At 64.5% G+C, this 22771-nt stretch carries 25 protein-coding genes and 1 tRNA gene; 7 read left to right on the top strand and 19 right to left on the bottom strand.

The window, feature by feature from the left end; genetic code table 11:
- Positions 1-3: 3 nt before the first annotated feature.
- The 10 genes from MGMSRV2_RS14125 to MGMSRV2_RS14080 all read right to left on the bottom strand — a co-directional run bounded on the left by MGMSRV2_RS14125 (position 4) and on the right by MGMSRV2_RS14080 (position 9363).
- Positions 4-1344, bottom strand: coding sequence for a S41 family peptidase (locus tag MGMSRV2_RS14125; protein WP_024081033.1), 1341 nt, complete (start codon positions 1342-1344; stop codon positions 4-6).
- The gene (locus tag MGMSRV2_RS14120; protein ID WP_024081032.1) at positions 1341-2792 is read right to left on the bottom strand and encodes a murein hydrolase activator EnvC family protein; all 1452 of its coding nucleotides are present in this window, start codon (positions 2790-2792) and stop codon (positions 1341-1343) included. Before MGMSRV2_RS14120 ends, MGMSRV2_RS14125 begins: the two co-directional genes overlap by 4 nt.
- Complete coding sequence (gene gpmI / locus MGMSRV2_RS14115) at positions 2779-4344, bottom strand: 2,3-bisphosphoglycerate-independent phosphoglycerate mutase (RefSeq protein WP_024081031.1); 1566 nt, start codon at positions 4342-4344, stop codon at positions 2779-2781. Before gpmI ends, MGMSRV2_RS14120 begins: the two co-directional genes overlap by 14 nt.
- A gap of 130 nt (positions 4345-4474) precedes the next feature.
- On the bottom strand, positions 4475-4822 hold the full coding sequence (locus MGMSRV2_RS14110; RefSeq protein WP_024081030.1) for a cyclic nucleotide-binding domain-containing protein: 348 nt from the start codon (positions 4820-4822) through the stop codon (positions 4475-4477).
- Between the two features lie 81 nt (positions 4823-4903).
- Positions 4904-5263 carry an arsenate reductase gene (locus MGMSRV2_RS14105; RefSeq protein ID WP_024081029.1) on the bottom strand — a complete coding sequence of 120 codons (360 nt, stop codon included), beginning with the start codon at positions 5261-5263 and terminating at the stop codon, positions 4904-4906.
- Positions 5253-6434 (bottom strand): formate-dependent phosphoribosylglycinamide formyltransferase, encoded by a 1182-nt coding sequence (purT, locus tag MGMSRV2_RS14100; protein WP_041633646.1) that lies wholly within the window; start codon positions 6432-6434, stop codon positions 5253-5255. The genes MGMSRV2_RS14105 and purT overlap by 11 nt, the downstream gene beginning before the upstream one ends.
- Positions 6435-6439: 5 nt before the next feature.
- Positions 6440-7993 carry a glutamine-hydrolyzing GMP synthase gene (gene guaA, locus MGMSRV2_RS14095; RefSeq protein ID WP_024081027.1) on the bottom strand — a complete coding sequence of 518 codons (1554 nt, stop codon included), beginning with the start codon at positions 7991-7993 and terminating at the stop codon, positions 6440-6442.
- Positions 7994-8155: 162 nt separating this feature from the next.
- Positions 8156-8365, bottom strand: coding sequence for a hypothetical protein (locus MGMSRV2_RS14090; protein ID WP_024081026.1), 210 nt, complete (start codon positions 8363-8365; stop codon positions 8156-8158).
- A gap of 101 nt (positions 8366-8466) precedes the next feature.
- Positions 8467-8775: a ribbon-helix-helix domain-containing protein gene (locus tag MGMSRV2_RS14085; RefSeq protein ID WP_024081025.1), complete on the bottom strand. Its 309-nt coding sequence runs from the start codon at positions 8773-8775 to the stop codon at positions 8467-8469.
- A 3-nt stretch (positions 8776-8778) separates the two neighbouring features.
- Positions 8779-9363, bottom strand: coding sequence for a DJ-1/PfpI family protein (locus tag MGMSRV2_RS14080; protein WP_024081024.1), 585 nt, complete (start codon positions 9361-9363; stop codon positions 8779-8781).
- A 158-nt stretch (positions 9364-9521) separates the two neighbouring features.
- On the opposite strand from MGMSRV2_RS14080, the gene MGMSRV2_RS14075 reads away from it, so the two are divergent.
- Together MGMSRV2_RS14075 and MGMSRV2_RS14070 are read left to right on the top strand one after the other, a co-directional pair.
- A complete protein-coding gene (locus MGMSRV2_RS14075; RefSeq protein WP_024081023.1) occupies positions 9522-10010 on the top strand; it encodes a hypothetical protein in 489 nt (162 codons plus the stop codon).
- A 65-nt stretch (positions 10011-10075) separates the two neighbouring features.
- Positions 10076-11071: a magnesium transporter CorA family protein gene (locus tag MGMSRV2_RS14070; protein ID WP_024081022.1), complete on the top strand. Its 996-nt coding sequence runs from the start codon at positions 10076-10078 to the stop codon at positions 11069-11071.
- 39 nt (positions 11072-11110) lie between these two features.
- On the opposite strand, the gene MGMSRV2_RS14065 is transcribed toward MGMSRV2_RS14070, so the two are convergent.
- Positions 11111-12028 carry a diacylglycerol/lipid kinase family protein gene (locus MGMSRV2_RS14065; RefSeq protein WP_041634542.1) on the bottom strand — a complete coding sequence of 306 codons (918 nt, stop codon included), beginning with the start codon at positions 12026-12028 and terminating at the stop codon, positions 11111-11113.
- Between the two features lie 174 nt (positions 12029-12202).
- Between MGMSRV2_RS14065 and MGMSRV2_RS14060 the strand changes: the two genes are divergently transcribed.
- Genes MGMSRV2_RS14060 through MGMSRV2_RS21490 form a run of 3 tightly spaced genes read left to right on the top strand, consistent with a single transcriptional unit; the run spans position 12203 to position 14363 of the window.
- On the top strand, positions 12203-13084 hold the full coding sequence (locus MGMSRV2_RS14060) for a UDP-2,3-diacylglucosamine diphosphatase (protein WP_024081020.1): 882 nt from the start codon (positions 12203-12205) through the stop codon (positions 13082-13084).
- Positions 13012-14046, top strand: coding sequence for a glycosyltransferase family 4 protein (locus tag MGMSRV2_RS14055; RefSeq protein ID WP_024081019.1), 1035 nt, complete (start codon positions 13012-13014; stop codon positions 14044-14046). The genes MGMSRV2_RS14060 and MGMSRV2_RS14055 overlap by 73 nt, the downstream gene beginning before the upstream one ends.
- The gene (locus MGMSRV2_RS21490) at positions 14046-14363 is read left to right on the top strand and encodes a hypothetical protein (protein WP_024081018.1); all 318 of its coding nucleotides are present in this window, start codon (positions 14046-14048) and stop codon (positions 14361-14363) included. The genes MGMSRV2_RS14055 and MGMSRV2_RS21490 overlap by 1 nt, the downstream gene beginning before the upstream one ends.
- On the opposite strand, the gene MGMSRV2_RS14045 is transcribed toward MGMSRV2_RS21490, so the two are convergent.
- From MGMSRV2_RS14045 to MGMSRV2_RS14025, 5 genes are read right to left on the bottom strand one after another with little or no spacing between them, the layout of a single operon-like run.
- Complete coding sequence (locus MGMSRV2_RS14045; RefSeq protein ID WP_024081017.1) at positions 14360-15013, bottom strand: energy-coupling factor ABC transporter ATP-binding protein; 654 nt, start codon at positions 15011-15013, stop codon at positions 14360-14362. The two genes, MGMSRV2_RS21490 and MGMSRV2_RS14045, sit on opposite strands and share 4 nt — an antisense overlap.
- Positions 15010-15789 carry a cobalt ECF transporter T component CbiQ gene (cbiQ, locus tag MGMSRV2_RS14040; RefSeq protein WP_024081016.1) on the bottom strand — a complete coding sequence of 260 codons (780 nt, stop codon included), beginning with the start codon at positions 15787-15789 and terminating at the stop codon, positions 15010-15012. The genes MGMSRV2_RS14045 and cbiQ overlap by 4 nt, the downstream gene beginning before the upstream one ends.
- Positions 15786-16292 (bottom strand): hypothetical protein, encoded by a 507-nt coding sequence (locus tag MGMSRV2_RS14035; protein ID WP_024081015.1) that lies wholly within the window; start codon positions 16290-16292, stop codon positions 15786-15788. Before MGMSRV2_RS14035 ends, cbiQ begins: the two co-directional genes overlap by 4 nt.
- A complete protein-coding gene (gene cbiM, locus MGMSRV2_RS14030) occupies positions 16289-16873 on the bottom strand; it encodes a cobalt transporter CbiM (RefSeq protein WP_024081014.1) in 585 nt (194 codons plus the stop codon). The genes MGMSRV2_RS14035 and cbiM overlap by 4 nt, the downstream gene beginning before the upstream one ends.
- The gene (locus tag MGMSRV2_RS14025; protein ID WP_024081013.1) at positions 16873-17634 is read right to left on the bottom strand and encodes a DUF4198 domain-containing protein; all 762 of its coding nucleotides are present in this window, start codon (positions 17632-17634) and stop codon (positions 16873-16875) included. The genes cbiM and MGMSRV2_RS14025 overlap by 1 nt, the downstream gene beginning before the upstream one ends.
- A gap of 159 nt (positions 17635-17793) precedes the next feature.
- On the opposite strand from MGMSRV2_RS14025, the gene pgi reads away from it, so the two are divergent.
- Positions 17794-19383: a glucose-6-phosphate isomerase gene (gene pgi / locus MGMSRV2_RS14020; protein WP_024081012.1), complete on the top strand. Its 1590-nt coding sequence runs from the start codon at positions 17794-17796 to the stop codon at positions 19381-19383.
- Here pgi and lipB read toward each other — a convergent pair.
- Positions 19364-19999, bottom strand: coding sequence for a lipoyl(octanoyl) transferase LipB (lipB, locus tag MGMSRV2_RS14015; protein ID WP_024081011.1), 636 nt, complete (start codon positions 19997-19999; stop codon positions 19364-19366). The two genes, pgi and lipB, sit on opposite strands and share 20 nt — an antisense overlap.
- Before the next feature lie 99 nt (positions 20000-20098).
- Here lipB and MGMSRV2_RS14010 point away from each other — a divergent pair.
- A tRNA-Leu gene (locus MGMSRV2_RS14010) sits at positions 20099-20183 on the top strand.
- A gap of 97 nt (positions 20184-20280) precedes the next feature.
- On the opposite strand, the gene MGMSRV2_RS14005 is transcribed toward MGMSRV2_RS14010, so the two are convergent.
- Together MGMSRV2_RS14005 and MGMSRV2_RS14000 are read right to left on the bottom strand one after the other, a co-directional pair.
- Entirely contained in the window at positions 20281-20862 is a 582-nt protein-coding gene (locus MGMSRV2_RS14005) for a DUF6624 domain-containing protein (RefSeq protein ID WP_024081010.1), read from the bottom strand.
- A 182-nt stretch (positions 20863-21044) separates the two neighbouring features.
- On the bottom strand, positions 21045-22748 hold the full coding sequence (locus MGMSRV2_RS14000; protein WP_024081009.1) for a methyl-accepting chemotaxis protein: 1704 nt from the start codon (positions 22746-22748) through the stop codon (positions 21045-21047).
- Positions 22749-22771: the final 23 nt, after the last annotated feature.

The raw sequence follows: 22771 nt of genomic DNA, 5'->3' as shown, positions 1-22771 counted from the left end.
GGCTTAGTTGGCCGGGGGGCGATACAGGGACAGGCCGCGGATCAGATCCAGCGCCCGGGCCAATTGGTAATCCTGGGCCGGGTCGCCCAGCTTGATCACCGGCGGCGCGGCGGCGTCGGTCTTGTCGTCGCCCTTGTGCTCGTCCGCAGGCGCGGCGGCGGGGCTGGCGGGTTGCTTGGCCGAACCGTCGGGATTGGTGAGAGCGTTGCGCAAAGATGCTTCCGACCGGCGTTCCCGTTCGGGGACGTTGATGGGCTCGACCTTGGATTGCAGCACCTTGATGTCGGGCTCGATGCCCACCGCCTGGATGGAGCGGCCCGACGGCGTGTAATAGCGCGCGGTGGTCAGGCGCATGGAACCGTACTGGCCCAAGGGCATCAGCGTCTGCACCGAGCCCTTGCCGAACGAGCGGGTGCCCAGCACCAGGGCACGGCGGTGGTCTTGCAGGGCGCCGGCGACGATTTCCGAGGCCGAGGCCGAACCGTCATTGACCAGCACCACCAGCGGCAGGCCGCCGGTGATGTCGCCGGGCCGGGCGTTGTAACGCTGGGTGTCCTCGCTCTTGCGCGAGCGGGTCGAGACCACCTCGCCCTTTTCCAGGAAATCGTCGGACACGGCGATGGCCTGATCCAACAGGCCGCCGGGATTGTTGCGCAGGTCGATGACGAAGCCGCCCAGTTCCTTGCCGATATCCTTCTTCAACTGATCCACGTGCTTGCGCAGATCGGTGTCGGTGGTGGCGGAGAACTGGGTGATGCGGACATAGCCGATCTTGCCTTCGGCGTGCGAGCGCACGGTCTGAATCTTGATGACGGCGCGGGTCAGCTTGACGTCGAAGGGCGCGGTGCCATTGCGGCGAATGGTCAGCTTGATGTCGGTGTTGACCATGCCACGCATGCGGTCCACCGCTTCCGACAGGGTCAGGCCCTGGACCGGCTCGCCGTCGAGATGGGTGATGAAGTCGCCCGGCTGCAGGCCGGCGCGGAAGGCCGGGGTGTCGTCGATGGGCGACACTACCTTGACCCAGCCGTTTTCCATGGTCACTTCGATACCCAGGCCGCCGAACTCGCCCTTGGTGTTGACTTCCATGTCCTTGGCGCTTTTGGCGTTCAGGTAGCTGGAATGGGGGTCGAGCGAGGTCAGCATGCCGTTGAGCGCCGCCTCGATCAGTTCGTCGTCCTTGACCGGCTCGACATATTCGGCCCGAACTTTCTCGAAGACCGTGGCGAACAATTCCATCAGGCGATAGGTTTCCTTGGATTCCGCGGCCATTGCGGGCGTCAGGAACGTGGACGCCAGCAACAAGGTGGTGCTGCCGGCGGCAATCATGGTCTTGCGAATCATCCGTGACCCTTACTTTTCTGTGCGGTAAGCCAAGGCAAAGGATTAACAGGCTGCCCCTGGCGGCGCAGCTCGATATACAACGCGGGTTTGGCCTCGTCCTCGCCCATGATACCCACGGGTTCGCCCGCCGTCAGCTTTTGCCCGACATTGGCGTCGATGCGGGCCATTCCCGCAAGCAGCGTATGATAGCCTTCGCCGTGATCGATGATCAAGAGCAGGCCATAGCCACGGAACGGTCCGGCGAAAGCCACCTGGCCGTCATAGGTGGCGATGATCTGGGCGCCCTTGCGGGTGGCGATGCTGATGCCCTTGTTGATGACACCGACCTCGTTGGGTTGGCCGAAGCGTTCGACCACGCTGCCCTTGGCCGGAAACACCATCTTGCCCTGGACGCTGGCGATGGGTTTCTCGCTGACCATGGGCTTGGCCTCGGCGGCCTCGCGGGTGGCGTTTTCCAGGACGCGGGCGGCTTTTTGCGCGGCGATTTCCGCCTCACGCGCTTGCGCCTGGGCCCGCAATTCCGCTTCGCGCGCGGCACGGGCCTCGGCCATTTCCCGTTCCTTGCGTTCCTTGTCCGCCTTCTTGGCGGCGATTTCGGCGTCGCGGGCGGCTTTCTGCGCGGCGATTTCCGCCTCGCGCGCGGCCTTGCGGGCGGCCAGATCGGCATCGCGGGCGGCTTTTTCGGCGGCGGCTTTTTCGGCGGCTTCCAGGATACGGCGCTGGCGTTCCTCTTCCAGCCGCTGCATCAGTTCGCGCAGATCCTGGGCCTCGCCCGCCAATTGCCGGACGCGCTGTTCCGACGCCTCGGTCTCGGCGATGGCGGCATATTGCAAGGTGGACTTGCGGTCCCACAATTCCTTCAGCCGCTTATGTTCGCCGTCCAGGCGCAGGGCGGTGTTGCCGATGCGTTGGCGCTGGTTGGTGATGTCGGCGCGCAGCCGGCTCATGACGTCGATTTCGTCCTTCAGATCGTGCACCGAGCGTTCGATCTGCGGCACCGCCGCACGCAGCAAAATGGCCGAACGCACGGTCTCGGCCGGGGTCTGCGGCTGGGCCATCAAGGCCTCGGTCGGACGCCAGGCCAGACGCTCCAAGGCGGTCAGCACCCCGGTCATCTGTGACGAACGGCGTTGCAATGCGGCGGCGCGGTCGCCTTCCAGCGCCTTTAAATCTTCCAACTGGTGTTCCAGCTCCGACAGCAATTCCTCGCTGTCCTGGGCGGCGCGGGCGGCGGCGACCATGTCGGCGCGGATATGGCCCAATTCGTCGGAAATGGCCCGCGCCTTGCGTTTGATTTCGGCGTGTTCGGCCTGGCTGCGCTTGATCTGGTCCTCAAGCTCGCGCAGGCGGCGGTCGGCGGCGGCGGCATCGGGCTGGTCCTGCGACCAAGCCGGCGCCGCCGTCAGCCAGACGGCCAGGGCAAGCAGGGGAAGTCTAGCCCGCCGCACGAGTTTCTGACGCGCTACCGCCCACCAGCGAGCGCCCGGTCATCTCGGGCGGCTGCTTCAGCCCCAGCAGAGCCAGCAAGGTGGGGGCGACATCGGCCAGCCGACCGTTGTCGATGACGGTCATCCCGGCGGGCGGGTTGACCAGCACCACGTCCACCGGCCCGGTGGTATGGGCGGTATGTGGCTGGTGGGTGTCGGGATCGCGCATCAACTCGGCATTGCCGTGGTCGGCGGTCACCAGCATGATGCCGCCGGCCTTGGCCACCGCTCGTTCCAGCTTCTCCAGGCAACCATCGATGGCGACCGCCGCCTTGATGGCGGCCTCCAGGATGCCGGTATGGCCAACCATGTCGCCATTGGCGAAATTGGCGACGATCAGGTCGTATTTGCCCGAATCGATGGCCGCCGCCATCTTGTCGGCCACTTCCGCCGCGCTCATCTCCGGCTGCAAATCATAGGTGGCGACCTTGGGGCTGGGCACCAGGATGCGGTCCTCGCCGGGATAGACCTGCTCGCGTCCGCCGTTGAAGAAGAAGGTGACGTGGGCGTATTTCTCGGTTTCGGCGATGCGCAACTGGGTCAGGCCGGCATTGGACGCCACCTCGCCCAGGATATTGGACAGGGATTCGGCCGGGAAAAGCGTGCCGAGCAGTTTGCTCAGATCCTTGGAATATTCGGTCAGGCCCAGCTGTGCCGCCATGCCCACGGTGCGGGCGCGGGCAAAGCCGTCGAAGGCCGGGTCGATCAGTGCATGCAGGATTTCGCGCGCCCGGTCGGCACGGAAATTACCCATCAGTAGCCCGTCGCCGTCCTTCATGCCGCCATAGCCGGCCAGGGCCACCGGCAGCATGAATTCGTCGGTCTTGCCGGCATCGTACGAGGCCTGGATGGCGGCCAGTGGGTCGAGGGCGAGCGCCGGTCTGCCCAGCATCATGGCGTCGAAGGCCAATTGCACGCGGTCCCAGCGTTTGTCGCGGTCCATGGCGTAATAACGACCGGAAATGGTGGCGATGGTGATGTCGAACTCAGCGATATCGGCGAGGAAGCGGGCCATGAAGTCCTTGGCCGAGCTGGGCGGGGTGTCGCGGCCATCAAGAAAGGCGTGGACCTTCACCGGCACACCGGCTTGGGCGGCGCTGCGGGCCAGGGCGGCGAGATGATCCTGGTGCGAATGAACGCCGCCGGGGCTGAGCAATCCCAGCAGATGCAGGGCGCCGCCGGCAGCCTTGACCTTGGCGATGGCATCGACCAACCCAGGGTTGGCGGCCAACGAGCCATCGGCGACGGCACTGTCGATACGCGGTAATTCCTGCATGACCACTCGACCGGCGCCAAGATTCATGTGGCCCACTTCCGAATTGCCCATCTGTCCGTCGGGCAGCCCCACCGACAGGCCCGAGGTGGCCAGCAGCGCATGCGGATATTGGGTCAGGAAGCGGTCCCAGGTCGGGGTATGGGCCTGGGCGATGGCGTTGTCTTCGCGTTCGTCGCGATGCCCCCAGCCGTCCAGGATGCACAGGACGACGGGGCGGGGGGTGCGGGGCGTGGTCATGCCGGAAAGAGTTCCTGAAAATGCGGAAACAGCGGTGACGTCTATATAAGACGGAGCCGCGATTTTACACCCTTTCCGCCCAGGGGGCCACGGATAAGCCGGCACCGACGGTGCTGCGTAGACCTGAAAGCTAACCCACCAGCTTGGCGAAGTTGCGCACGTTGTTGATGAGGATGCCGATCAGGCGGCTGACGAAGGGATCGACACCGACCAGCTTGCTTTCAAACACCGCGCGCGGCAGCAAGATGACGGTAACATCGGTCTGCGCCCGCGCGGTGGCCATGCGCGGGGCGCCATCGATCAGGGCCATCTCGCCGAAAATGGCGTTGTCCTGCAATTCAGCGATCATCAGCCGACCACAGCTCAGCTCGACGGTGCCGGTCTGGATGATATAGGCGACCGAACCGGTATCACCTTCGCGGAAAATGGTTTCGCCGGCGGGGAAAAACCGGCGTTCCAGAACATTGTTGATGGCCATCGGGGGGGGGGGCTCCGGCTGCTGGTTCGTCCATCATAGGGCAGCTATTGGTGGCGGCAACCGTGCATACGGTTATCCGGCTCAACCGGGGAAGAGGGTCTGATAACGGTCGGGCTTGAAGCCGATTTCCACGATGTCGCTCTTTTCCAGCACCGGGCGCTTGATCATGGATGGCTGGGCCAGCATCAGGGCGATGGCCTTGTCCCGGTCCAGGTCCGCCCGCGCCTCGTCGGGCAGCTTGCGAAAGGTGGTGCCGGCGCGGTTGATGACCTTTTCCCAGCCGGCGGCGTCGCACCAGCGTTCCAGCATGGCGCGGGTCACCCCCACTTTCTTGAAGTCGTGGAAGTCATGGGCGATGCCATGACCGTCCAGCCAGACGAAGGCCTTCTTCATGGTGTCGCAGGCCTTGATGCCGTGGATGGTGACCATCTCAGCCGCCATGGACGATCTTGATCTTGGCGGCGGCGGCGCGGGCGGCGGCGCGGGCATCGTCGGCGGTGCCGTCCTTGGCCAGGGCCAGGGCCACGCCCATACGGCGATAGGGCCGGGTGGTCGGTTTGTTGAAGATGCGGATATCCACGTCGATGCCGGAAGCCGGCGGCACCAGGGCTTCGGCCATGCCGGTGATGGTGAAGTCGCTGGACTCGCGATCGGCCAGAATGACGGCGCTGGCGCTGGGGCCGTGCTGGGTGATGGCCGGGATCGGCAGGCCCAGGATGGCACGGGCATGCAGATCGAACTCGGTCAGGTTCTGCGAGATCAAGGTCACCATGCCGGTGTCGTGCGGGCGCGGCGACAGTTCCGAGAAGATGACCCGGTCGCCCTTGACGAAGAATTCGACGCCGAACAGGCCATAGCCGCCCAGATTATCGACCACCGCCTTGGCCATGTCCTGGGCGGCGGCGACGGCTTGCGGCGTCATCGGCGTCGGCTGCCAGCTTTCCTGATAATCGCCGCGTTCCTGCCGGTGGCCGATGGGGTCGCAGAACAGCACGCCATCGCGGGTGCGGATGGTCAAAAGGGTGATTTCGTAGTCGAAATCGATGAAGGCCTCGACGATGACGCGGCTGCGGTCGCCGCGCATACCGGCCACCGCATAATCCCAGGCGGCATCCACCGCATCGGCGCTGCGCACCGTGCTTTGGCCCTTGCCCGACGACGACATCACCGGCTTGATCACGCAGGGCAGGCCGACCTTGGCCACCGCTTCGCGCATCTCGTCCAGGGTCTCGGCGTAAAGATAGGTCGAGGTCGGCAGGTTCAGTTCCGTTGCCGCCACTTCGCGGATGCGGTCGCGGTTCATGGTCATGATGGTGGCGCGTGCCGACGGCACCACGTTGAAGCCAGCATCCTCGTATTGCTTCAGCACCTCGGTGCGGATGGCCTCGACCTCGGGGACGATGTAATCGGGCTGGTGCTTGTCGATGGCCGCGCCCAGGGCAGTGCCGTCGAGCATGGAAAACACCTCGGCCTCGTCCGCCACCTGCATGGCCGGGGCGCCGGCATAGGCATCGCAGGCGATGACATGGGCGCCCAGCCGCTTGGCCGAAATGACGAATTCGCGGCCCAATTCACCCGAGCCCAGCAACAGGATTTTGGCGGTGGCGGTCATCAGCCTCACTCCCACTCGATGGTGCCCGGCGGCTTGCTGGTGACGTCGTAGGTCACCCGGTTGATGCCCTTGCATTCATTGATGATGCGATTGACGACGCGGCCGAGGAAGGCCATGTCGAAGGGGTAGAAATCGGCGGTCATGCCGTCGGTGGAGGTCACCGCCCGCAAAGCGCAGGCATAATCGTACGAGCGCGAATCGCCCATGACGCCGACGGTGCGCACCGGCAGCAGCACGGTGAAGGCCTGCCAGATGGCGTCATAAAGACCGGCGTTGCGGATTTCCTCCAGATAGATGGCATCGGCCTTCTTCAGGATTTCCAGCTTATCGCGGGTGATTTCCTGGCCGGGAATGCGAATGGCCAGGCCGGGGCCGGGGAAGGGGTGGCGCCCGACCATTTCATCGGGAAGACCCAATTCGCGTCCCAATTCGCGGACCTCGTCCTTGAACAATTCGCGCAAGGGCTCGACCAGCTTCATGTTCATGCGTTCGGGCAGGCCGCCCACATTGTGGTGGCTCTTGATGGTGACGCTGGGGCCGCCGATGAACGACACGCTTTCGATGACGTCGGGGTACAGCGTGCCCTGGGCCAGGAAATCGGCGCCGCCGATCCGCTTGGCCTCTTCCTCGAACACGTCGATGAACAAGCCGCCGATGGTCTTGCGCTTTTGTTCCGGGTCGGTCATGCCGGCCAGACGGCCCAGGAACAGGTCGGAGGCGTCCTTGTGCACCAGATTGATGTTGAAGCGGTCACGGAAGACGCTGACCACCTGCTCGCTTTCACCCAGGCGCATCAGACCGTGATCGACGTAGACGCAGGTCAACTGGTCGCCGATGGCTTCATGGATCAGGGCGGCGACCACCGAGGAATCGACGCCGCCGGACAGGCCGCAGATCACCTTGCCCTTGCCCACCTGCTGGCGGATCTTGGCAATGGCCTGATCCTTGAAGGCGGCCATGGTCCAGTCGCCGGTGCAGCCGGCGACGTTGTGGGTGAAATTCTTCAGCAATTGGGCGCCATGCGGGGTGTGCACCACCTCGGGGTGGAACTGCACGGCGTAGAAACGGCGCTGGTCATTGGCGATGGCGGCGAACGGTGCCCCTTCCGAGGTGCCGACGACGCGGAAGCCGTCGGGCAGAGCAGTGACGCGGTCGCCGTGGCTCATCCACACCTGTTCCTTGCCGCCCTTGGCCCACACGCCGGTGAAAAGCGCGCAATCGTCGATGATGTCCACATAGGCGCGACCGAATTCGCGGTGGTCGCCCGGTTCGACCTTGCCGCCCAATTGTTCGCACATGGTCTGCTGGCCATAGCAGATGCCCAGGACCGGCACGCCTAAGGTGAACACCGCCTCGGGCGCACGCGGGCTGCTGGCTTCGGCCACCGAGCTGGGGCCGCCCGACAGGATGATGGCCTTGGGCGCGAACTGGGCCAGGGATTCGGCATTCACCCGATTGAAGGGGTGGATTTCGCAATAGACGCCGCTTTCGCGCACCCGGCGCGCGATCAGCTGGGTCACCTGGCTGCCGAAATCAAGGATCAGGACGCGGTCGGACATGACGGGCCTCGGAAAAGCGGGGATGGTTGGGCGCGCACTCTAGCCCCAAGCCTGGGGCGGGGGCAAGAAACAAGGCCCGCGCCTTGAGGCGCGGGCCTTGTCGAAGGGGGAGAAGCCGGCCCCGTTGAATGTGGGGGGGGGACAGGGCCGGTTCCCAAAGCGTCAGCCGCGGGTGCGGATGATCGCCTTTTCCATCCAGGTGGCCAGCAGGCCGAAAGCCGCCAACATGCACAGGCCCAGCGGCACCAACACCCAAAGATCGGCGGGGCTGAAGCTGGTGGCTTGCCCCTTGATCAGCAGCGCATTGATCATCACCCAGGCCAAAATGGGGGCGGCCATGGCCAAAACCAGTAGATAGGGCAGAATGCGCAAAATCGTCTCCGGCAAAATCTATAAACAATCTAAGATTAATTCGCGTTTCTTAGCTGAGCCTTGCGCACAAGTCAAGTGCCGGATAAATAACGACAATAACTTTATGGTTTTAACTGCCGGTTGAGATATGTGGCGCACACCACGCGCAACAACGAGGCGAAATTGCCGATCTCGCCACGTCGTTCGATCACTTCGTCGTGCAATTGGGTCAGGAACTGCGGCAGGCTCAGTCCTCCCTCGGCGGCGATGTCCTCGAGAATCTGCCAAAAGTGCCGCTCGACCTTGATGCTGGTGACGACGCCGCCGATGCGCACCGACCGCGCCACGCTTTGATAGAGCGACGGGTCGGTGCTGGCGTAGATGTCGCACATGACGGCCTCCGGCGGCAAAAAGCGGGTGGTCGTCAGCATACCTCAGCCATGGCTGATTTTGGTCCCCAAAACCGCCAGGAACTGGGCCATCCAGGCCGGATGAGCGGGCCAGGCCGGGGCGGTGACCAGATGGCCGTCGGTGACGGCGCCGTCGATAGCGATGTCGGCGTAGAGGCCGCCGGCCAGGGTGACTTCGGGGGCGCAGGCCGGATAGGCGGATACCCGCTTGCCCTTCAGGATGCCGGCGGCGGCCAGCAATTGGGCGCCGTGACAGATGGCGGCGATGGGCTTGGCCGCGCTATCGAAGGCGCGGACCAGATCCAGTACCGCCGCATCCAGGCGCAGATATTCCGGCGCCCGACCGCCGGGGATGACCAGGGCGTCATAATCGACGACGCGGGCGGCGGCGAAATCGGCGTTCAGGGTGAAATTGTGACCGCGCTTTTCGCTGTAGGTCTGGTCGCCCTCGAAATCGTGGATGGCGGTGCGGACCTGCTGGCCCGTGGTTTTGCCCGGACAGACGGCATCGACGGCATGGCCGACGGCAAGCAGGATTTGAAACGGCACCATGGTTTCATAATCCTCGGCATAATCGCCGACGATCATCAGAACTTTCTTGGCGGCCATGTTGCGGCCCTCCCTGTGATTATGGTTGTGGGCGGCATTATGGTATTACCAGCGGCGCAACGGGTAACACCCCGCTACTACGCTTGCCCGTTGTCAAGGTCGGACGCGGGGATGGCGCCTAGTTTGGTCCTGCTTTCGCTTTGATCCGGGGAATGAACATGCCGCGTGCGTCTTGGGTTTTGGTGCTGGTCGGCCTGTTCTTATCGGCCTGTTATCAGGTGTCGCCGCCGGTGGTCGAGAATGGAAGCGCGCTGCCCGGCTGGCGTGATGGTGTTTATGGCCGCGACGACGGCACCCAGGTGGATATCCGCTGGGATGGCGATCAGAGCGGCTTCGTCATCGGCGCCGGCGGCGTGGCGCGGCTGGAGCCTTTGGCCAACGGGCTTTATCTGGTCGATTATCAGGCGGAGCGTCGCATCACCTTGCTGGCCCGCCGGGCCGACAACGGCGACGTCATTTTCGTCCAACCCGAGGCCGAGGCGGAACGGCGCTGGCTGAGCAGCCATCAATTAAGCCTCCGCCCGGGGCCGATTCCGCGATTGGAAGGCGGCGCGGCGGCGATCCGCCAGTATTTCACCGATCTCGCCCGCCATGTCCCGGCCACCGAACTGCACGAGGCGGCACGGCTGCGCTGGCTGCATTCGTAACTTGATTGCCGGGGCCGGCTGACCCATACAGGGGGCGCACCGCCCCCAACCCGGAGCCCGCAATCTTGGCCGTCGCCAATCCCCCCGTTGCATCCTCGCTGGGCGAGGCCGGCATGGTCTATGCCTTCGCCGTCAAGGACGGCAAGGCGCAGCCGTTCCGCCCGCTGACCGATGCGGCGGCGGTGGCTGATTTCGTCTGGATCCACGTCAATTTCGCCACCGAGCCGGGGCGGCAATGGCTGTTGCGGCAATCGGGCCTGCCGCCGCAACTGGCCTCGATGATGCTGGACCGCAACGAGGAGCCGGGCGCCCAAGTGTTCGGCAATGGCTGCCTGATCGTGCTGGAGGACCGCCAGCGCGATTTCGACGCCGATGGCGGCGAGTTGGCGGAAGTCCATGTGTGGCTGGAAGCCAACCGGTTGGTCACCGGACGCTGGCGCCCTTTGGCCGCCACCGACCGCCTGCGCTTTCGTCTGCAGGTGGGCGAGGCGCCCCCCACCGCGCCGGCGCTGTTCTTTCATCTGCTGGAAGAAATCATCACCGATCTGGAGGCCTTTGGCCGCAAGGTGCGTCGCCGCTTCGACGCCTTGGAAGACATGGTGCTGGACGATGCCGTCGACGGCGTCGCCGGCGAACTGGGCGCCATCCGCCGCGAGGCCATCAAACTGCGCCGCCGCGCCATGCCGTTGCGGCAATTGTTCGCCCGCCTGCAAAACACCCTGCCGGCCTGGGTCAAGGACGAAGAGGGCGAGCGCTTCGAGCCTTTGTTGGCCCGGATCGAGCGGGCCATGGGCGATTTGCAGGATTGCGTCGAGCAATCGCGCCTGTTGCACGACGAATTCGCCGCCCGCTCGGCCGAACGCTCGGGCCGCAATCTTTACATTCTGTCGGTGCTGTCGGCGGTGATGCTGCCGCTCAATCTGGTCACCGGCCTGTTCGGCATGAATGTGGCCGGCCTGCCCGGTCTGGACGACGGCAAGGCCTTCTGGTGGATATTGCTGGGCATGGTCGGCTTTACCGCCGCGGTGATGATCTGGTTCAAGCGCAAACGCTGGTTCTGAATCTGGTGCTCTGCGCGAAGCGCAGCCCGTGGACCCGTCTTATTCCGGCACGATCAGTTGCACGGTTTCGCGGGCGATGCTGATTTCGGCGGGCAGGCGGGCGACGATGTCACCGTCGCCTTGCAATGGCGCCCCGCGCGGCCCCTGGATGATCATGGACTCGGCCGAGATCACCATCACTTCCGGCAGATCGGACAGCCGGTTCATGGGCAGGGCCAAGCCATAGCGCATCACCCCGGCGACGCCGGTCTTGGGCAGGATGCACACTTCCAGCTTGGGGCTTTCCAGGCTGGCGCCAGGGGCGGCGATGAACGGGCCGCCGTAATAGCGGCCCTTGCAGGCCACCGCCATGCGGCCTTCATAGATTTCGCCATTGGCGCGCACGGTGATTTCGGGGAAATCGTAGCCGAAGGCCTGCTTGGCGCTTTCCACCACATAGGCCAATTTGCCGGTGGCCCGTTTGAGCGCGATGTTGACGCCCTCGACCACATGGGCATCCAGGCCGGCCCCAGCCATCAGGACGAAATGGCGACCATTGGCCACCCCCAGATGAATGGTCCGTGCCGGGCCATGGGCGATGGCGCGGGCGATCCGTTCCTCGTCCTTGGGGTCCAGGCCGATTTCCAGGGCCAGGACGTTGGCGGTGCCCAGCGGGATCACCGCCAGGGCGACGCCGCCGGTCCCGGCAACCATGCCGTTGACCACCTCGTTGACAGTGCCATCGCCACCGGCGGCGACGATGACGTCGTAATCGTCGGCACTGGCGGCGCGGGCGAAGGCCTCGGCGTCGCCGCGCTGGGTGGTTTGCATGGCGGTCACCGTGCAGCCCAATTCCCGCAGCCGCTCGACCACGGCCAGCATGCGCTTTTTACGGCGCCGTCCGGCGGTAGGATTGTGGATAACGAGGCAACGGCGCGCTTGCGCGGTGGCCAAAGTGTGATTGTCCGTCTGGATCATGGTCTGCGCCAACATGAGCCTTTGTATAACCTGCGCCATCGCCCGGCAGCGGTGAATTAATTGTTACACAAAGCCTTCAGTTCCATGAATTATATTTGGAGAGATACAATATATGTGTACTTGTCTGTCGAGTGGATACTAAAAAGCGCCCAAGTTAGCAGCGGGTGCAAGCCCATGACCCAGGATTCCATCCCCGACCGTCAATACCGCAGCATCTGGATATCGGACGTCCATTTGGGCACGCGGGGATGCAAAGCTGAATTCCTGCTGGATTTTCTCAAGCATACCGAATCCGAGCACCTGTATCTGGTCGGCGACATCGTCGACGGCTGGCGGTTGCGTCGCTCGTGGTATTGGCCCCAGGCCCACAACGACGTGGTGCAGAAAATTCTGCGCAAGGCGCGCAAGGGCACCGACGTGGTGTTCGTGCCCGGCAATCACGACGAATTCGCCCGTGGCTACACCGAGCACAATTTCGGCGACATCAAGGTGGTCGCCCAGGCCATCCACACCACCGCCGACGGCAAGCGGCTGTTGGTGTTGCACGGCGATGCCTTCGACGGCGTGGTCAAATACGCCAAGTGGCTGGCCCATTTGGGCGACTGGGCCTATACGCTGGCGCTGTCGGCCAACCACTGGTTCAACCTGATCCGCCGCCGCCTGGGCTATTCCTATTGGTCGTTGTCGGCCTATCTGAAACACAAGGTCAAGAACGCCGTCCAGTTCATCGACGATTACGAACAGACCATCGTCGAGGAGGCCCGCCGCCAAGGCGTCGACGGCGTCGTCTGCGGCCATATCCACCACGCCGAATTGCGCCTTGTGGACGGCATCCTTTACGCCAATGACGGCGATTGGGTGGAAAGCTGCACCGCCTTGGTCGAGCACATGGATGGGCGCCTGGAAATCGTCCACTGGCTGGAACAGGGGCCGTTGGCCCTGCCCGTCACCGCCCCTCTGCCCCTTCAGGCCAAGGAGAAGGAATGCGCATACTCGTGGTCTCGGATGCCTGGTTTCCTCAGGTCAATGGCGTCGTCCGCACGCTTGATACCTTAAAAACCGAATTGCAGGCCGCCGGCCATGACGTGGTCATGGTCACCCCCGACCGTTTCCGGTCGCTGCCCTGCCCCAGCTATCCCGAAATCCGACTGGCGGTGAAGCCCGGCGCCAAGCTCAGGCGGATGATCGAACAGGCCCAGCCCTGCGCCATCCACATCGCCACCGAGGGGCCGCTGGGTTGGGCGGCCAGACGCTATTGCCTGCGCCGGGCCATTCCCTTCACCACCGCCTATCACACCAAGTTCCCCGAATACGTCCAGGCCCGCTGGCGGGTGCCGCTGGCTTTGTCCTATGCGGTGATGCGCCGCTTTCACGGTGCGTCGTCGCGCATCATGGTGGCGACCCAGGGCATCGAGGACGAGCTGACCCAGCGCGGTTTCGCCAATATCGGGCGCTGGTCGCGGGGGGTGGATACCCAATTGTTCCGCCCGCGCCCCGAATGCCGACAGGCGGACGGGCCATGGGGCGACCTGCCGCGCCCGATCTTCCTGTATGTGGGTCGGGTGGCGGTGGAAAAGAACATTCAGGCCTTTCTCGACCTCGATCTGCCAGGATCCAAGGTGGTGGTCGGCGACGGCCCGCAACTGGAGGATTTGCGTCGGAAGCACCCCGAGGTGCGCTTCGTCGGCGCCCGTCACGGCGAGGATCTGGCCTGTCATTATGCCGGGGCGGACGTTTTCGTCTTCCCCTCGCGGACCGACACGTTCGGTCTGGTGCTGCTGGAGGCCCTGGCCTCAGGCCTGCCGGTGGCGGCCTATGCGGTGCCCGGACCGCTGGACGTGATCGGCGATTCCCCCGCCGGGGTACTGGCCGACGATCTGCGACAGGCGGCATTGCGGGCGGTGACCATCGACCCAGAGCTCTGCCGCGACCATGCGCTGAGCTTCAGTTGGGCCGCCAGCACCAATCAATTCCTGGATAATCTGCGCCCGTTCGAGCCGCTGGTGTGGTCGGCTTAATGCTGATGGTCGTGATCGGGGAGTTCATCCGCCGCGTGCTGGTGGTCGTGCGGCTTCCAGGCATGCTTGGCATCGTCGTGACCATGGGCATGGGCTTCATCGCCCTCATGCGCATGGGGGTGGCTGTGCTGGTGCAGATGCTCGTGGCTGTGGGCATGGGCGTGCGGATGAGTGTGGCTGACCTCGCCATGGGTGTGTTCATGCGCATGCACGTGGCTGTGCTCATGACCATGGGCGTGTTTGTGGCCATGGCTGTGCGGGCCGTGATGGGAATCGTGCATGGTAACCTCCGGGCGGTACGGTTTCGCCAAGTTTAGCCCAACAGGCGCCCGGCTTCCAGAACCACCCGGCGGCGGGTCAGTACCGCCAGGGCATCGTCGTCATGAGCGATGATCACCATGGCTTGCGGTAGCCCGGCCAACACGGCGAGCAGACGGGCGCGGGAATCGCGGTCCAGACCGTTGGTGGGTTCGTCCAGCAGCAGCACCTGTGGTCGCATGGCCAGCACCGAGGCCAAGGCCACCAGCCGCTTCTGTCCGCCCGACAATTTGTGGGTGACCCGATGGCCGAACCCATCCAATCCCACTTGGGCCAGGGCGTCTTCCGCCGCTTGCCGCGCCTCGGCCCGGCTTTGGCCCAGGTTCAGCGGGCCGAAGGCGACATCCTCGGCCACGGTGGGACAAAAAAGCTGGTCGTCGGAATCCTGGAACAACAAGCCGGCCTGGGCGCGGACCTCGTGGAAATCGCTTTCGCGGCGGCGCTCGCGGCCAAAGGCGGTGACGCTTCCCGATGACGGGGTCAGCAGGCCGACCATGACATGCAGCAGCGTGGTCTTGCCCGAACCATTGGCGCCGCACAGGGCCACCCGCTCCGCCGCCGCCAGGGTGAAATCGACCCCAGCCAGCACCGGATGATCCGGGTCATAGCCGAAGCGAATATCCTGAAGCTGAAACAAGGGTGGGGTCACCAGACATCCAATACGGCCAGAAGCAGCAAGGACGCGGTCTGCACCGCGCCGAAGCCCCAATCCAGCCTGCCCGGACGATGTTCGTCAAGCAAATGAAAGCGCCCGTCGAAACCACGGCAGCGCATGGCGGCATGAATGCGTTCCGACCGTTCCAGGCTGCCCACCAGCAGCATGCCGAACAGATGGCCGAGCGAGCGCCAGCAATGCAGCGACGCGTGTGGGCGGAAGCCGCGCGCCCGCATGGCCAGACGCAGGCGGGCATATTCGCGGTACAGCACGTCGATATAGCGCACGGTGAACAAAAACAGGGCGACGAAGCGCAGCGGCAGCCCCAGCCGGGCCAGGGCATGGCCCAGGGCCGGCATGTCCAAGGTGCCAAGCAGGGCCAGGGTGGCCAACAACACGGCGCTGGATTTCAGCATGATGATGCCGGCGCGGTGGAAGCCGTCCCAACCGGCGGTGAAGCCCAACAGGGTCAAGGCCGGCTCGCCGCCCATGGTGAAAGGCAAACTGGCCAGGGTCAGCAGCATGAAGCCTTCCACCGCCAGCACCCGGCGCAGGGTGGTGGCGGGCGCCAGTCGGGCGAGGATGGCCAATCCCACCGCCAGGGCGCCGGCGAACAGCAAGGCGGGGACCGACTGGCAGCACACCACGCCGACGGCGAAGGCCAGGGCCGCCAGCACCCGGCTGCGCGGATCAAGCCGGGCCAGCAGCGGGCGGGCCTGGGCCGGCGGGTCCAGGGGCGAGCCGGCAGCGGTCAGGGCGATGCTGCTCATGTCCGTTCCTTTCGCCGCGCCGCGATCCAGGCATAACAGCCGAACAGCCCGAAAATGATGCCGATGCCGCCGATGATGTCGGATAAGCGGGTACGGTTTTCCAGGGCATCGATCTGTTCGCGCAAGGGCCGCAACTGGCTGGCCAGGGCCGCGTCGAGATCGGGGGCCGTACTGGTGATGGTAGGGGGAATCACGGTTGGAGCGGCGCCGATGCCGGCTTCGGCCATGTGGCCGTCGGCGCTTTCGAAGCGGATGCGATAGGCGGCCCCGTCGGGCGGGGTGAAACTGAACGAGCCGTCATCGCCGGTGCGTAGCTGCGCCACCACCTGTCCGGCGGCGTCCAACACGTGGCCGTCCAGTTGGCCAGCCTTGCCGCCGCCGGCGAAATACAGGCTGCCGCTCACCTGTCCGCCCTCGCTGGTGACGAACAGTTTGAGCTTATGGGCCAGGGCCGGGCCGGTGCAGGCCAGCAGCAGGCACAGGGCGCATAGGATATGTCTCATCGCAATGCCTCGGGCTTGACCTTGACCAACAAACCCAAAAGAGCGGCGGTGAACACCGCCTCGACCGCCAGCAGCGGCACATAGGTGACGGCCAGCGCCTGAGCACCGACCTGGAATTCGCGTCCCGACATGGCCAGGGACAGGGCCACCATCAGGGCGGTGCCGGCCACCGCGCCACCGCCGGCCACCAGACCGGCCAAAGCCGGGCGCGCCAGCATGGTGCGTCCGGCTAGGCCCAGCACCACGGCGGGCAGGGCGATATTGGCGATATTGACCCCGAGCACCAGCAAGCCGCCGAAACCGAACAGCACGGCTTGCAAAATCAGGCCGACGGCGATGGCGGGAAAGGCGGCGAGGCCCAACAGCACTCCGGCCAGTCCGCCCAGCATCAGATGCACGCTGGTCAGGCCGACGGGGAAATGCACCAGTGAGGCGACGAAGAATAAGGCCGACAGTACCGCCACCTTGGGCAGCCGCTCCGGGGTCAGCCGGCGCAGGCCCAGTCCGATGCCGGCGGCGGCGATGACGGCGCCTGCCAGCAACACAGGGGTGGAAACGATGCCATCGGGGATATGAGCCATTACTTCATGTCCACCGCTTTGACCCACATCAGCCCACCCAATTCGGTGGGAGCCGACTTGCCGTCGGGGCCCTTCATCGGCTTGCCGTCGATCAGGGCGGCGAAGCCCCACCAGCCGGCGCGCGGCACGGCATAGGCGAAGGCGCCTTGGCTGTCAGCCTTGATCACCTGGGTGATGAAGGGGTCGGACGGCGCCTTGACGCTGCCGTCATTCTTCCATTCCACCTCGATCTCGGCGAAGGGCACCGGTTTGCCGTTGTGACGGACGATGCCGCGGAACAGATTGCCGGTCCACAGGCCATAGGGGCGGACCAGGGGCTCGATCTCCACCGGCAGGCCGACCAGACTATCCCAGCCCTCGCCCGAGCCGAGATCGACGACCACTTTGGTGTAGTGGATGATCTGCTTGCCTTCCGCCGGTTCCCAATAGGGGGCGGGTTCGATGAAATAGACGTAATCGCCCGGCGCCTTCAGCTTATGCGACAGGGTATAGGCGGTCTTGCCCGCCCCCTTCGTCACCGGCACCAGGGCCTTTTTCAGATCCTCCTTGCCGGCGGGCGATACCACGCCCATGCGCACCGGCGCCCCCATCTCCATCACCGGGCCGCCTTCCATGGGGTGGGTGAAGGTGATGTCCAGGCTGACGCTGCGATCACCACTCTCGGCGACGATGTCGGCGTTGGGGATCAACTCCTGAAAATGCGCCTGGGCCGAATACGGCAGCAGACAGAAAACGGCCAAGGCGGCGTGTAAGCGAAGCATCGGTCAGCCCCAAAATATTATGCGACTTTGTGTTGCCGATCAGCATAGACCGCCCGCGCCATGCTGCCAACGCAAAAACGCAGGGGCAGGGGGGGATGGTCCGGGTGGGGCGGCTCTGCTACCATTGGACCAATAACAATGGGTGGGAAGGGGTCCAACATGGCGCATCCGATCGACCTGCCGGCATGGCGGGACTTGAGCGTGCATGCCGGAGAGATGGCGGCAAGCCACATGCGGACATTGTTCGCTGACGATCCTGGCCGTTTCGACCGCTTTTCCCTTCGCCTGGGCGACGTGCTCTTGGATTATTCCAAGAACCGCATCACGGGCCACACCATGGACTTGCTGATCCGCCTGGCCGAGCAGGCTGGGTTGGAAACCGCCCGCGATGCCATGTTCAGCGGCGCCAAGATCAACACCACCGAGGGTCGCGCTGTCCTGCACACCGCCTTGCGTGGCGGTGGTCGCCCGGAGGTGGCCGCCGTCTTGGACAAGATGGGCCATTTCGCCCAGGCGGTGCGCAACGGCGACTGGCGCGGCGCCACCGGTAAGGTCATCACCGACGTGGTCAATATCGGCATCGGCGGCTCCGATTTGGGGCCGGTGATGGTGTCGGAAGCGTTGCGGCCCTATCACAAGGACGGATTGCGGGTGCGCTTCGTCTCCAACGTCGACGGTACCCACATGGCCGAGACGCTGAAGCTGTGCGACCCGGAAAGCACCTTGTTCATCGTCGCCTCCAAGACCTTCACCACCCAGGAAACCATGGCCAACGCCCATACCGCCAAGGGCTGGTTGGTGGACAGATTGGGGCCGGGCGCGGTGGCCAGCCATTTCGTCGCCCTGTCCACCAATGCCCCGGCGGTGGCCGCGTTCGGCATCGATACCGATCATATGTTCGAGTTCTGGGATTGGGTGGGCGGACGCTATTCGCTGTGGTCGGCCATCGGCCTGTCCATCGCGGTCGCCATCGGTTTTAACGATTTCCGCCGCCTGCTCGACGGCGCCGCCGCCATGGACGAGCATTTCCGCAGCGCACCGCTTGCCGCCAACATGCCGGTGGTCATGGGGCTTTTGGGGGTTTGGTACAACAATTTCATGGACGCCCACGCTCATGCGGTGCTGCCCTATGACCAGTACCTGCACCGGCTGCCCGCCTATTTGCAGCAATTGGACATGGAATCAAACGGCAAAAGCGTGGCCCGCGACGGCAGCACGGTCAGCTGGCAAACCGGCACGATCATCTTCGGCGAACCGGGCACCAACGGCCAACACGCCTTCTACCAGCTGATCCACCAGGGCACCAAGCTGATCCCCTGCGACTTCCTGGCCGCCGCCAACACCCACAATCCGGTGGGTGAGCATCACACCTTGCTGCTGTCCAACTTCCTGGCCCAGCCCGAGGCGCTGATGCGCGGCAAGACCCTGGACGAGGTCAAGGCGGAAAACCCCGATCTCGCCGACGCTCAGGCGGCGCACCGGGTGTTTGCCGGCAACCACCCGACCAACACCCTGCTCTACAAGCTGTTGGACCCCTATACCCTGGGCATGCTGATCGCTCTTTATGAACACAAGGTGTTCGTCCAGGGCATTCTCTGGGACATCAATTCCTTCGACCAATGGGGGGTTGAACTGGGCAAGCAATTGGCCAAGAAAATCCTGCCGCAACTGACCGGTGCCGATCAGCCGGGGGCCCATGATTGTTCCACCGCGGGCCTGATCAACGCCGTCAAGGCGTTTCAGGCCTGACGAATACTTCGTCCCAGGCGCCGATCAGGGCGGAATCCACGTCCTCCAGGGTCGGTGTCAGGCCCAGATCCCACAGCGAGGTGACGCCGTACTGACTGATGCCGCAGGGCACGATGCCGGAAAAGTGCGACAGGTCGGGCTCGACGTTGATGGCGATGCCGTGAAAAGTCACCCAGTGGCGGACCCGTACGCCGATGGCGGCGACCTTGTCTTCGCGCCCCATGCCGCGATTGACCCAGATGCCGACGCGGCCATCGCGGCGCTCGCCCTTGACCAGAAAACGATCCAGCGCCCGGATCACCCATTCCTCCAGATCGTGCACATAGCCGCGCACGTCGCCACCCCGGGCCTTCAGGTCCAGCATGACATAAGCCACCCGCTGGCCGGGGCCGTGATAGGTGTATTGGCCGCCGCGCCCGGTCTGGTAGACGGGGAAACGGTCGGGCGCCAGCAAGTCCTTGGGATCGGCGCTGGTGCCGGCGGTATAAAGCGGCGGATGTTCCAGCAGCCACACGCATTCGGGCGCGGTGCCGGCCCGGATGGCGGCCACCCGCTCCTCCATGAAGGCCAGGGCTTCCGGGTAGGGCACCAATTGCTCGCTGATCCGCCATTCCATTGCTTTGTCGCCTTTGGGAAAGTCCACTTGATTAACCAGGGGCGATTTGGTATTCCCCTGTCTCCCCATTAGCAAGGTCTTTTGGGGTTCTACCAGCGTGCGACCATGGCGGAACTGGTAGACGCGCACGCTTGAGGTGCGTGTGACGTAAGTCGTGGGAGTTCGAGTCTCCCTGGTCGCACCAACAAAAACCCGTTGCCTTTGGGCAACGGGTTTTTTGTTTGAGGCTTTGGTTCAGGTTTTTTCGCTGCCGCCAGCCGCACGGGGCCGTTCACGGACAGCTACCTCCAGCCGACCTCGTGCGCGAAAGCCGCCATGGCGTGCTGACGGTGCAGCCATTCCGCCGGTGGGTGTTGGCCCTGTTGGCGAGCCTGAGCTTCACTTTCCGCCACCGTCTGCGACAAGGGCGGCAGGCCGACCTTGGCCCGGCGGCTATCGACGTCGCCTTCGTTTTCGATGGGCAGCGGCATCAGATGGCCGTCATCATCCCAGTCCAGTTGGGTGCCGTAAAGCTGGGGACGACCCTCGAAAGCGCGGATGCGGTCTTCCAACATGGCCGGGTGACGGGCGGGAATATCGCCGCGATTGGCCGCCGATTTCATCAAGGTCAGGCAGCGGCGCTGAAAGGCCGGGCGCGAGATGGCGTGGAGTGCGATCAGGAAAGCCGCCTCGACACCATCTTCGCCGGTCTCGTGGATATTGGGCCAGCCCTCGTCATCGACGGCCAGTTCCAGCTCACGCGCGTTGGCTTCGTGCAAGGTGCGCATGTCCGGGTGATAGCCGGCAAACAATTCCCCCGACAGAGCCAGTTGCTGGCGCAGCCGGCGGTCCGCCTCGGCCATATGCAGCAAATGATCGCGCAACGCTGAAGAACCTCCCCCAGATGGTGGCTTGGCCCCCGCCCGAATGGGCGGTGAATCGGTATGTTTATGCCAATTAAACCGTTTTGCCGCCGCCGTCCACCCCATTGACGAGGGGTAATACCAAAGCAACGGGCCGCCCAGCCAAAGCCGGGCGGCCCGTTCAGAGGTGTTCCGGAAAATGTCTAAACTTCGCGGATGCCGGTCAGGAAGCTGTCTACCTCGTGCCGCAGAGTCTTGGCCTGGACCTGCAGGTCTTCCACCGCCGCCAGCACTTCCTTGGCCGCTTCGTCGGTTTCGTGGATGGTACGGCTGACTTCGTTGATGTTCTCGTAGACCTGATTGGTGCCGCTGGCGGCATGGTCGATGTTGCGGGCGATTTCCTGGGTGGCGGCGCCCTGTTCCTCGATGGCGGCGGCGATGGCGGTGGTGATGCCATCCATGGAGGAAATGGTGGTGCCGATACCCTGGATGGCGCCCACCGTCTGGTGGGTTTCGCGCTGGATGGTGGAGACCTGGGTCGAGATGTCCTCGGTGGCCCGCACGGTCTGGCGCGCCAGGTTCTTGACTTCCGAGGCGACCACGGCAAAGCCTTTGCCGGCGTCACCGGCACGCGCCGCCTCGACGGTGGCGTTAAGGGCCAAAAGGTTGGTCTGTTCGGCGATGCCGGTGATCATCTCGATGATCTCGCCGATCTTGTCGGCGGCCCCGGCCAGACCGGTGACACGGGCATTGACGCCCTGAGCCTCGGTGGTGGCGTTGGCGGCGACGTCGTTGGACATGGCCACCTGCTGGGCGATTTCGGTGATCGAGTTGGACAGCTCCTCGGCCGCCTCGGCCACCATGCGCACGTTCTGATTGGCTTCGTTGGCGTGCTGGGCCACCGATTTGGCCCGCTCGGCGGCGGTGTCGGCGGACGACACCATGCGCCGTGCCGTCTGCGCCATCATGTCCGAGGACTGTGCCACGGTTTCCAGCACGGTGGCGACAGTGGCTTCAAAGCCGCGGATCAGTTCTTCCAACCGGCGCATGCGGGCTTCGCGGGCGGCGGCGGCCTGACGGGCTTCCTGTTCCATGGCCTGTTTGGCGATGGTGTTGTCCTTGAACACCTGGACGGCGCGGGCGATGTCGCCCACCTCGTCGCCGCGATCCAGGGCCGGCACGTCGATGCTGATGTCGCCCTTGGACAGCGCCCCCATGCGTTCGGTCATGTCGTGGATGGGGGTGGTGATGATGCGGGCCAAGCCCCAGCGAATGCCCATGACCGCCAAGATGGTGGCGAGAACGCCGCCGACCACCAGGAAGGTGAGGATGCGCTGCATCTTGGCCTCGGCCTCGGCGGTGGACAGCGACGACGACAGCACGGCGATGACGTCGCCCTTTTCCATGCCCATGCCGCCGTGACAGGCGTAACAGACTTCCTGGTCGGCGCCGTCGGTGACGCCAAGGACGATGGGATAGGCGTAGCGATAGGCGCCATCGATGAAACGGCCCACCGGCTGTTTGGTGGCGAAGGCCTCGCGGTCGATGTCGTCCACCGGCAGTTTGGGCTTGTGGTCGGGTGCGGTGTCGGCCATGTGGGCGACGACCTTGTCGCCCCAGGCGCTCCACACCTTGCCGGGATAGTGGATGTTGCGGCTGTCGAACCAGCTGTTGAAGACCTGGATGCCGATATTGTCGCCGTCCTCGGGCCGTTTGGCCATGACGTTGAGGATCAGGGCATGCAGCGAGGTCATTTCATTGGCGGACAGGCGCTGTAACTGGCGCTCCATCTCGGCCCGCTCGAACCGACCAATGACCACGACAACGCTTAGGATAAGGGCGATCACGCCGACGCCGACGATGATCATGAAACGGCTGGACAGCCGCAGGTTCTGCCAGGCTTTCACGCAATATCACCTGTTCAGGCGCA

Source organism: Magnetospirillum gryphiswaldense MSR-1 v2 (genome assembly GCF_000513295.1).
GTDB classification, from domain to species: Bacteria; Pseudomonadota; Alphaproteobacteria; order Rhodospirillales; family Magnetospirillaceae; genus Magnetospirillum; species Magnetospirillum gryphiswaldense.
This window is presented reverse-complemented; position numbering and strand designations above follow the sequence as displayed.

What these genes read in the sequence shown, in the direction of transcription:
- lipB (WP_024081011.1), bottom strand. Translation starts at nt 19,999, where the DNA reads ATGGAATGGCGGATCAGCGAGCAATTGGTGCCCTACCCGGAAGCCCTG.
- MGMSRV2_RS14125 (WP_024081033.1), bottom strand. Translation starts at nt 1,344, where the DNA reads ATGATTCGCAAGACCATGATTGCCGCCGGCAGCACCACCTTGTTGCTG.
- purT (WP_041633646.1), bottom strand. Translation starts at nt 6,434, where the DNA reads ATGACCGCCACCGCCAAAATCCTGTTGCTGGGCTCGGGTGAATTGGGC.
- MGMSRV2_RS21490 (WP_024081018.1), top strand. Translation starts at nt 14,046, where the DNA reads ATGCTGATGGTCGTGATCGGGGAGTTCATCCGCCGCGTGCTGGTGGTC.
- MGMSRV2_RS14065 (WP_041634542.1), bottom strand. Translation starts at nt 12,028, where the DNA reads ATGATCCAGACGGACAATCACACTTTGGCCACCGCGCAAGCGCGCCGT.
- pgi (WP_024081012.1), top strand. Translation starts at nt 17,794, where the DNA reads ATGGCGCATCCGATCGACCTGCCGGCATGGCGGGACTTGAGCGTGCAT.
- MGMSRV2_RS14080 (WP_024081024.1), bottom strand. Translation starts at nt 9,363, where the DNA reads ATGGCCGCCAAGAAAGTTCTGATGATCGTCGGCGATTATGCCGAGGAT.
- guaA (WP_024081027.1), bottom strand. Translation starts at nt 7,993, where the DNA reads ATGTCCGACCGCGTCCTGATCCTTGATTTCGGCAGCCAGGTGACCCAG.
- MGMSRV2_RS14110 (WP_024081030.1), bottom strand. Translation starts at nt 4,822, where the DNA reads ATGGCCATCAACAATGTTCTGGAACGCCGGTTTTTCCCCGCCGGCGAA.
- MGMSRV2_RS14055 (WP_024081019.1), top strand. Translation starts at nt 13,012, where the DNA reads ATGCGCATACTCGTGGTCTCGGATGCCTGGTTTCCTCAGGTCAATGGC.
- MGMSRV2_RS14025 (WP_024081013.1), bottom strand. Translation starts at nt 17,634, where the DNA reads ATGCTTCGCTTACACGCCGCCTTGGCCGTTTTCTGTCTGCTGCCGTAT.
- MGMSRV2_RS14060 (WP_024081020.1), top strand. Translation starts at nt 12,203, where the DNA reads ATGACCCAGGATTCCATCCCCGACCGTCAATACCGCAGCATCTGGATA.
- cbiM (WP_024081014.1), bottom strand. Translation starts at nt 16,873, where the DNA reads ATGGCTCATATCCCCGATGGCATCGTTTCCACCCCTGTGTTGCTGGCA.
- MGMSRV2_RS14085 (WP_024081025.1), bottom strand. Translation starts at nt 8,775, where the DNA reads ATGCTGACGACCACCCGCTTTTTGCCGCCGGAGGCCGTCATGTGCGAC.
- MGMSRV2_RS14075 (WP_024081023.1), top strand. Translation starts at nt 9,522, where the DNA reads ATGCCGCGTGCGTCTTGGGTTTTGGTGCTGGTCGGCCTGTTCTTATCG.
- MGMSRV2_RS14105 (WP_024081029.1), bottom strand. Translation starts at nt 5,263, where the DNA reads ATGGCGGCTGAGATGGTCACCATCCACGGCATCAAGGCCTGCGACACC.
- MGMSRV2_RS14035 (WP_024081015.1), bottom strand. Translation starts at nt 16,292, where the DNA reads ATGAGACATATCCTATGCGCCCTGTGCCTGCTGCTGGCCTGCACCGGC.
- cbiQ (WP_024081016.1), bottom strand. Translation starts at nt 15,789, where the DNA reads ATGAGCAGCATCGCCCTGACCGCTGCCGGCTCGCCCCTGGACCCGCCG.
- gpmI (WP_024081031.1), bottom strand. Translation starts at nt 4,344, where the DNA reads ATGACCACGCCCCGCACCCCCCGCCCCGTCGTCCTGTGCATCCTGGAC.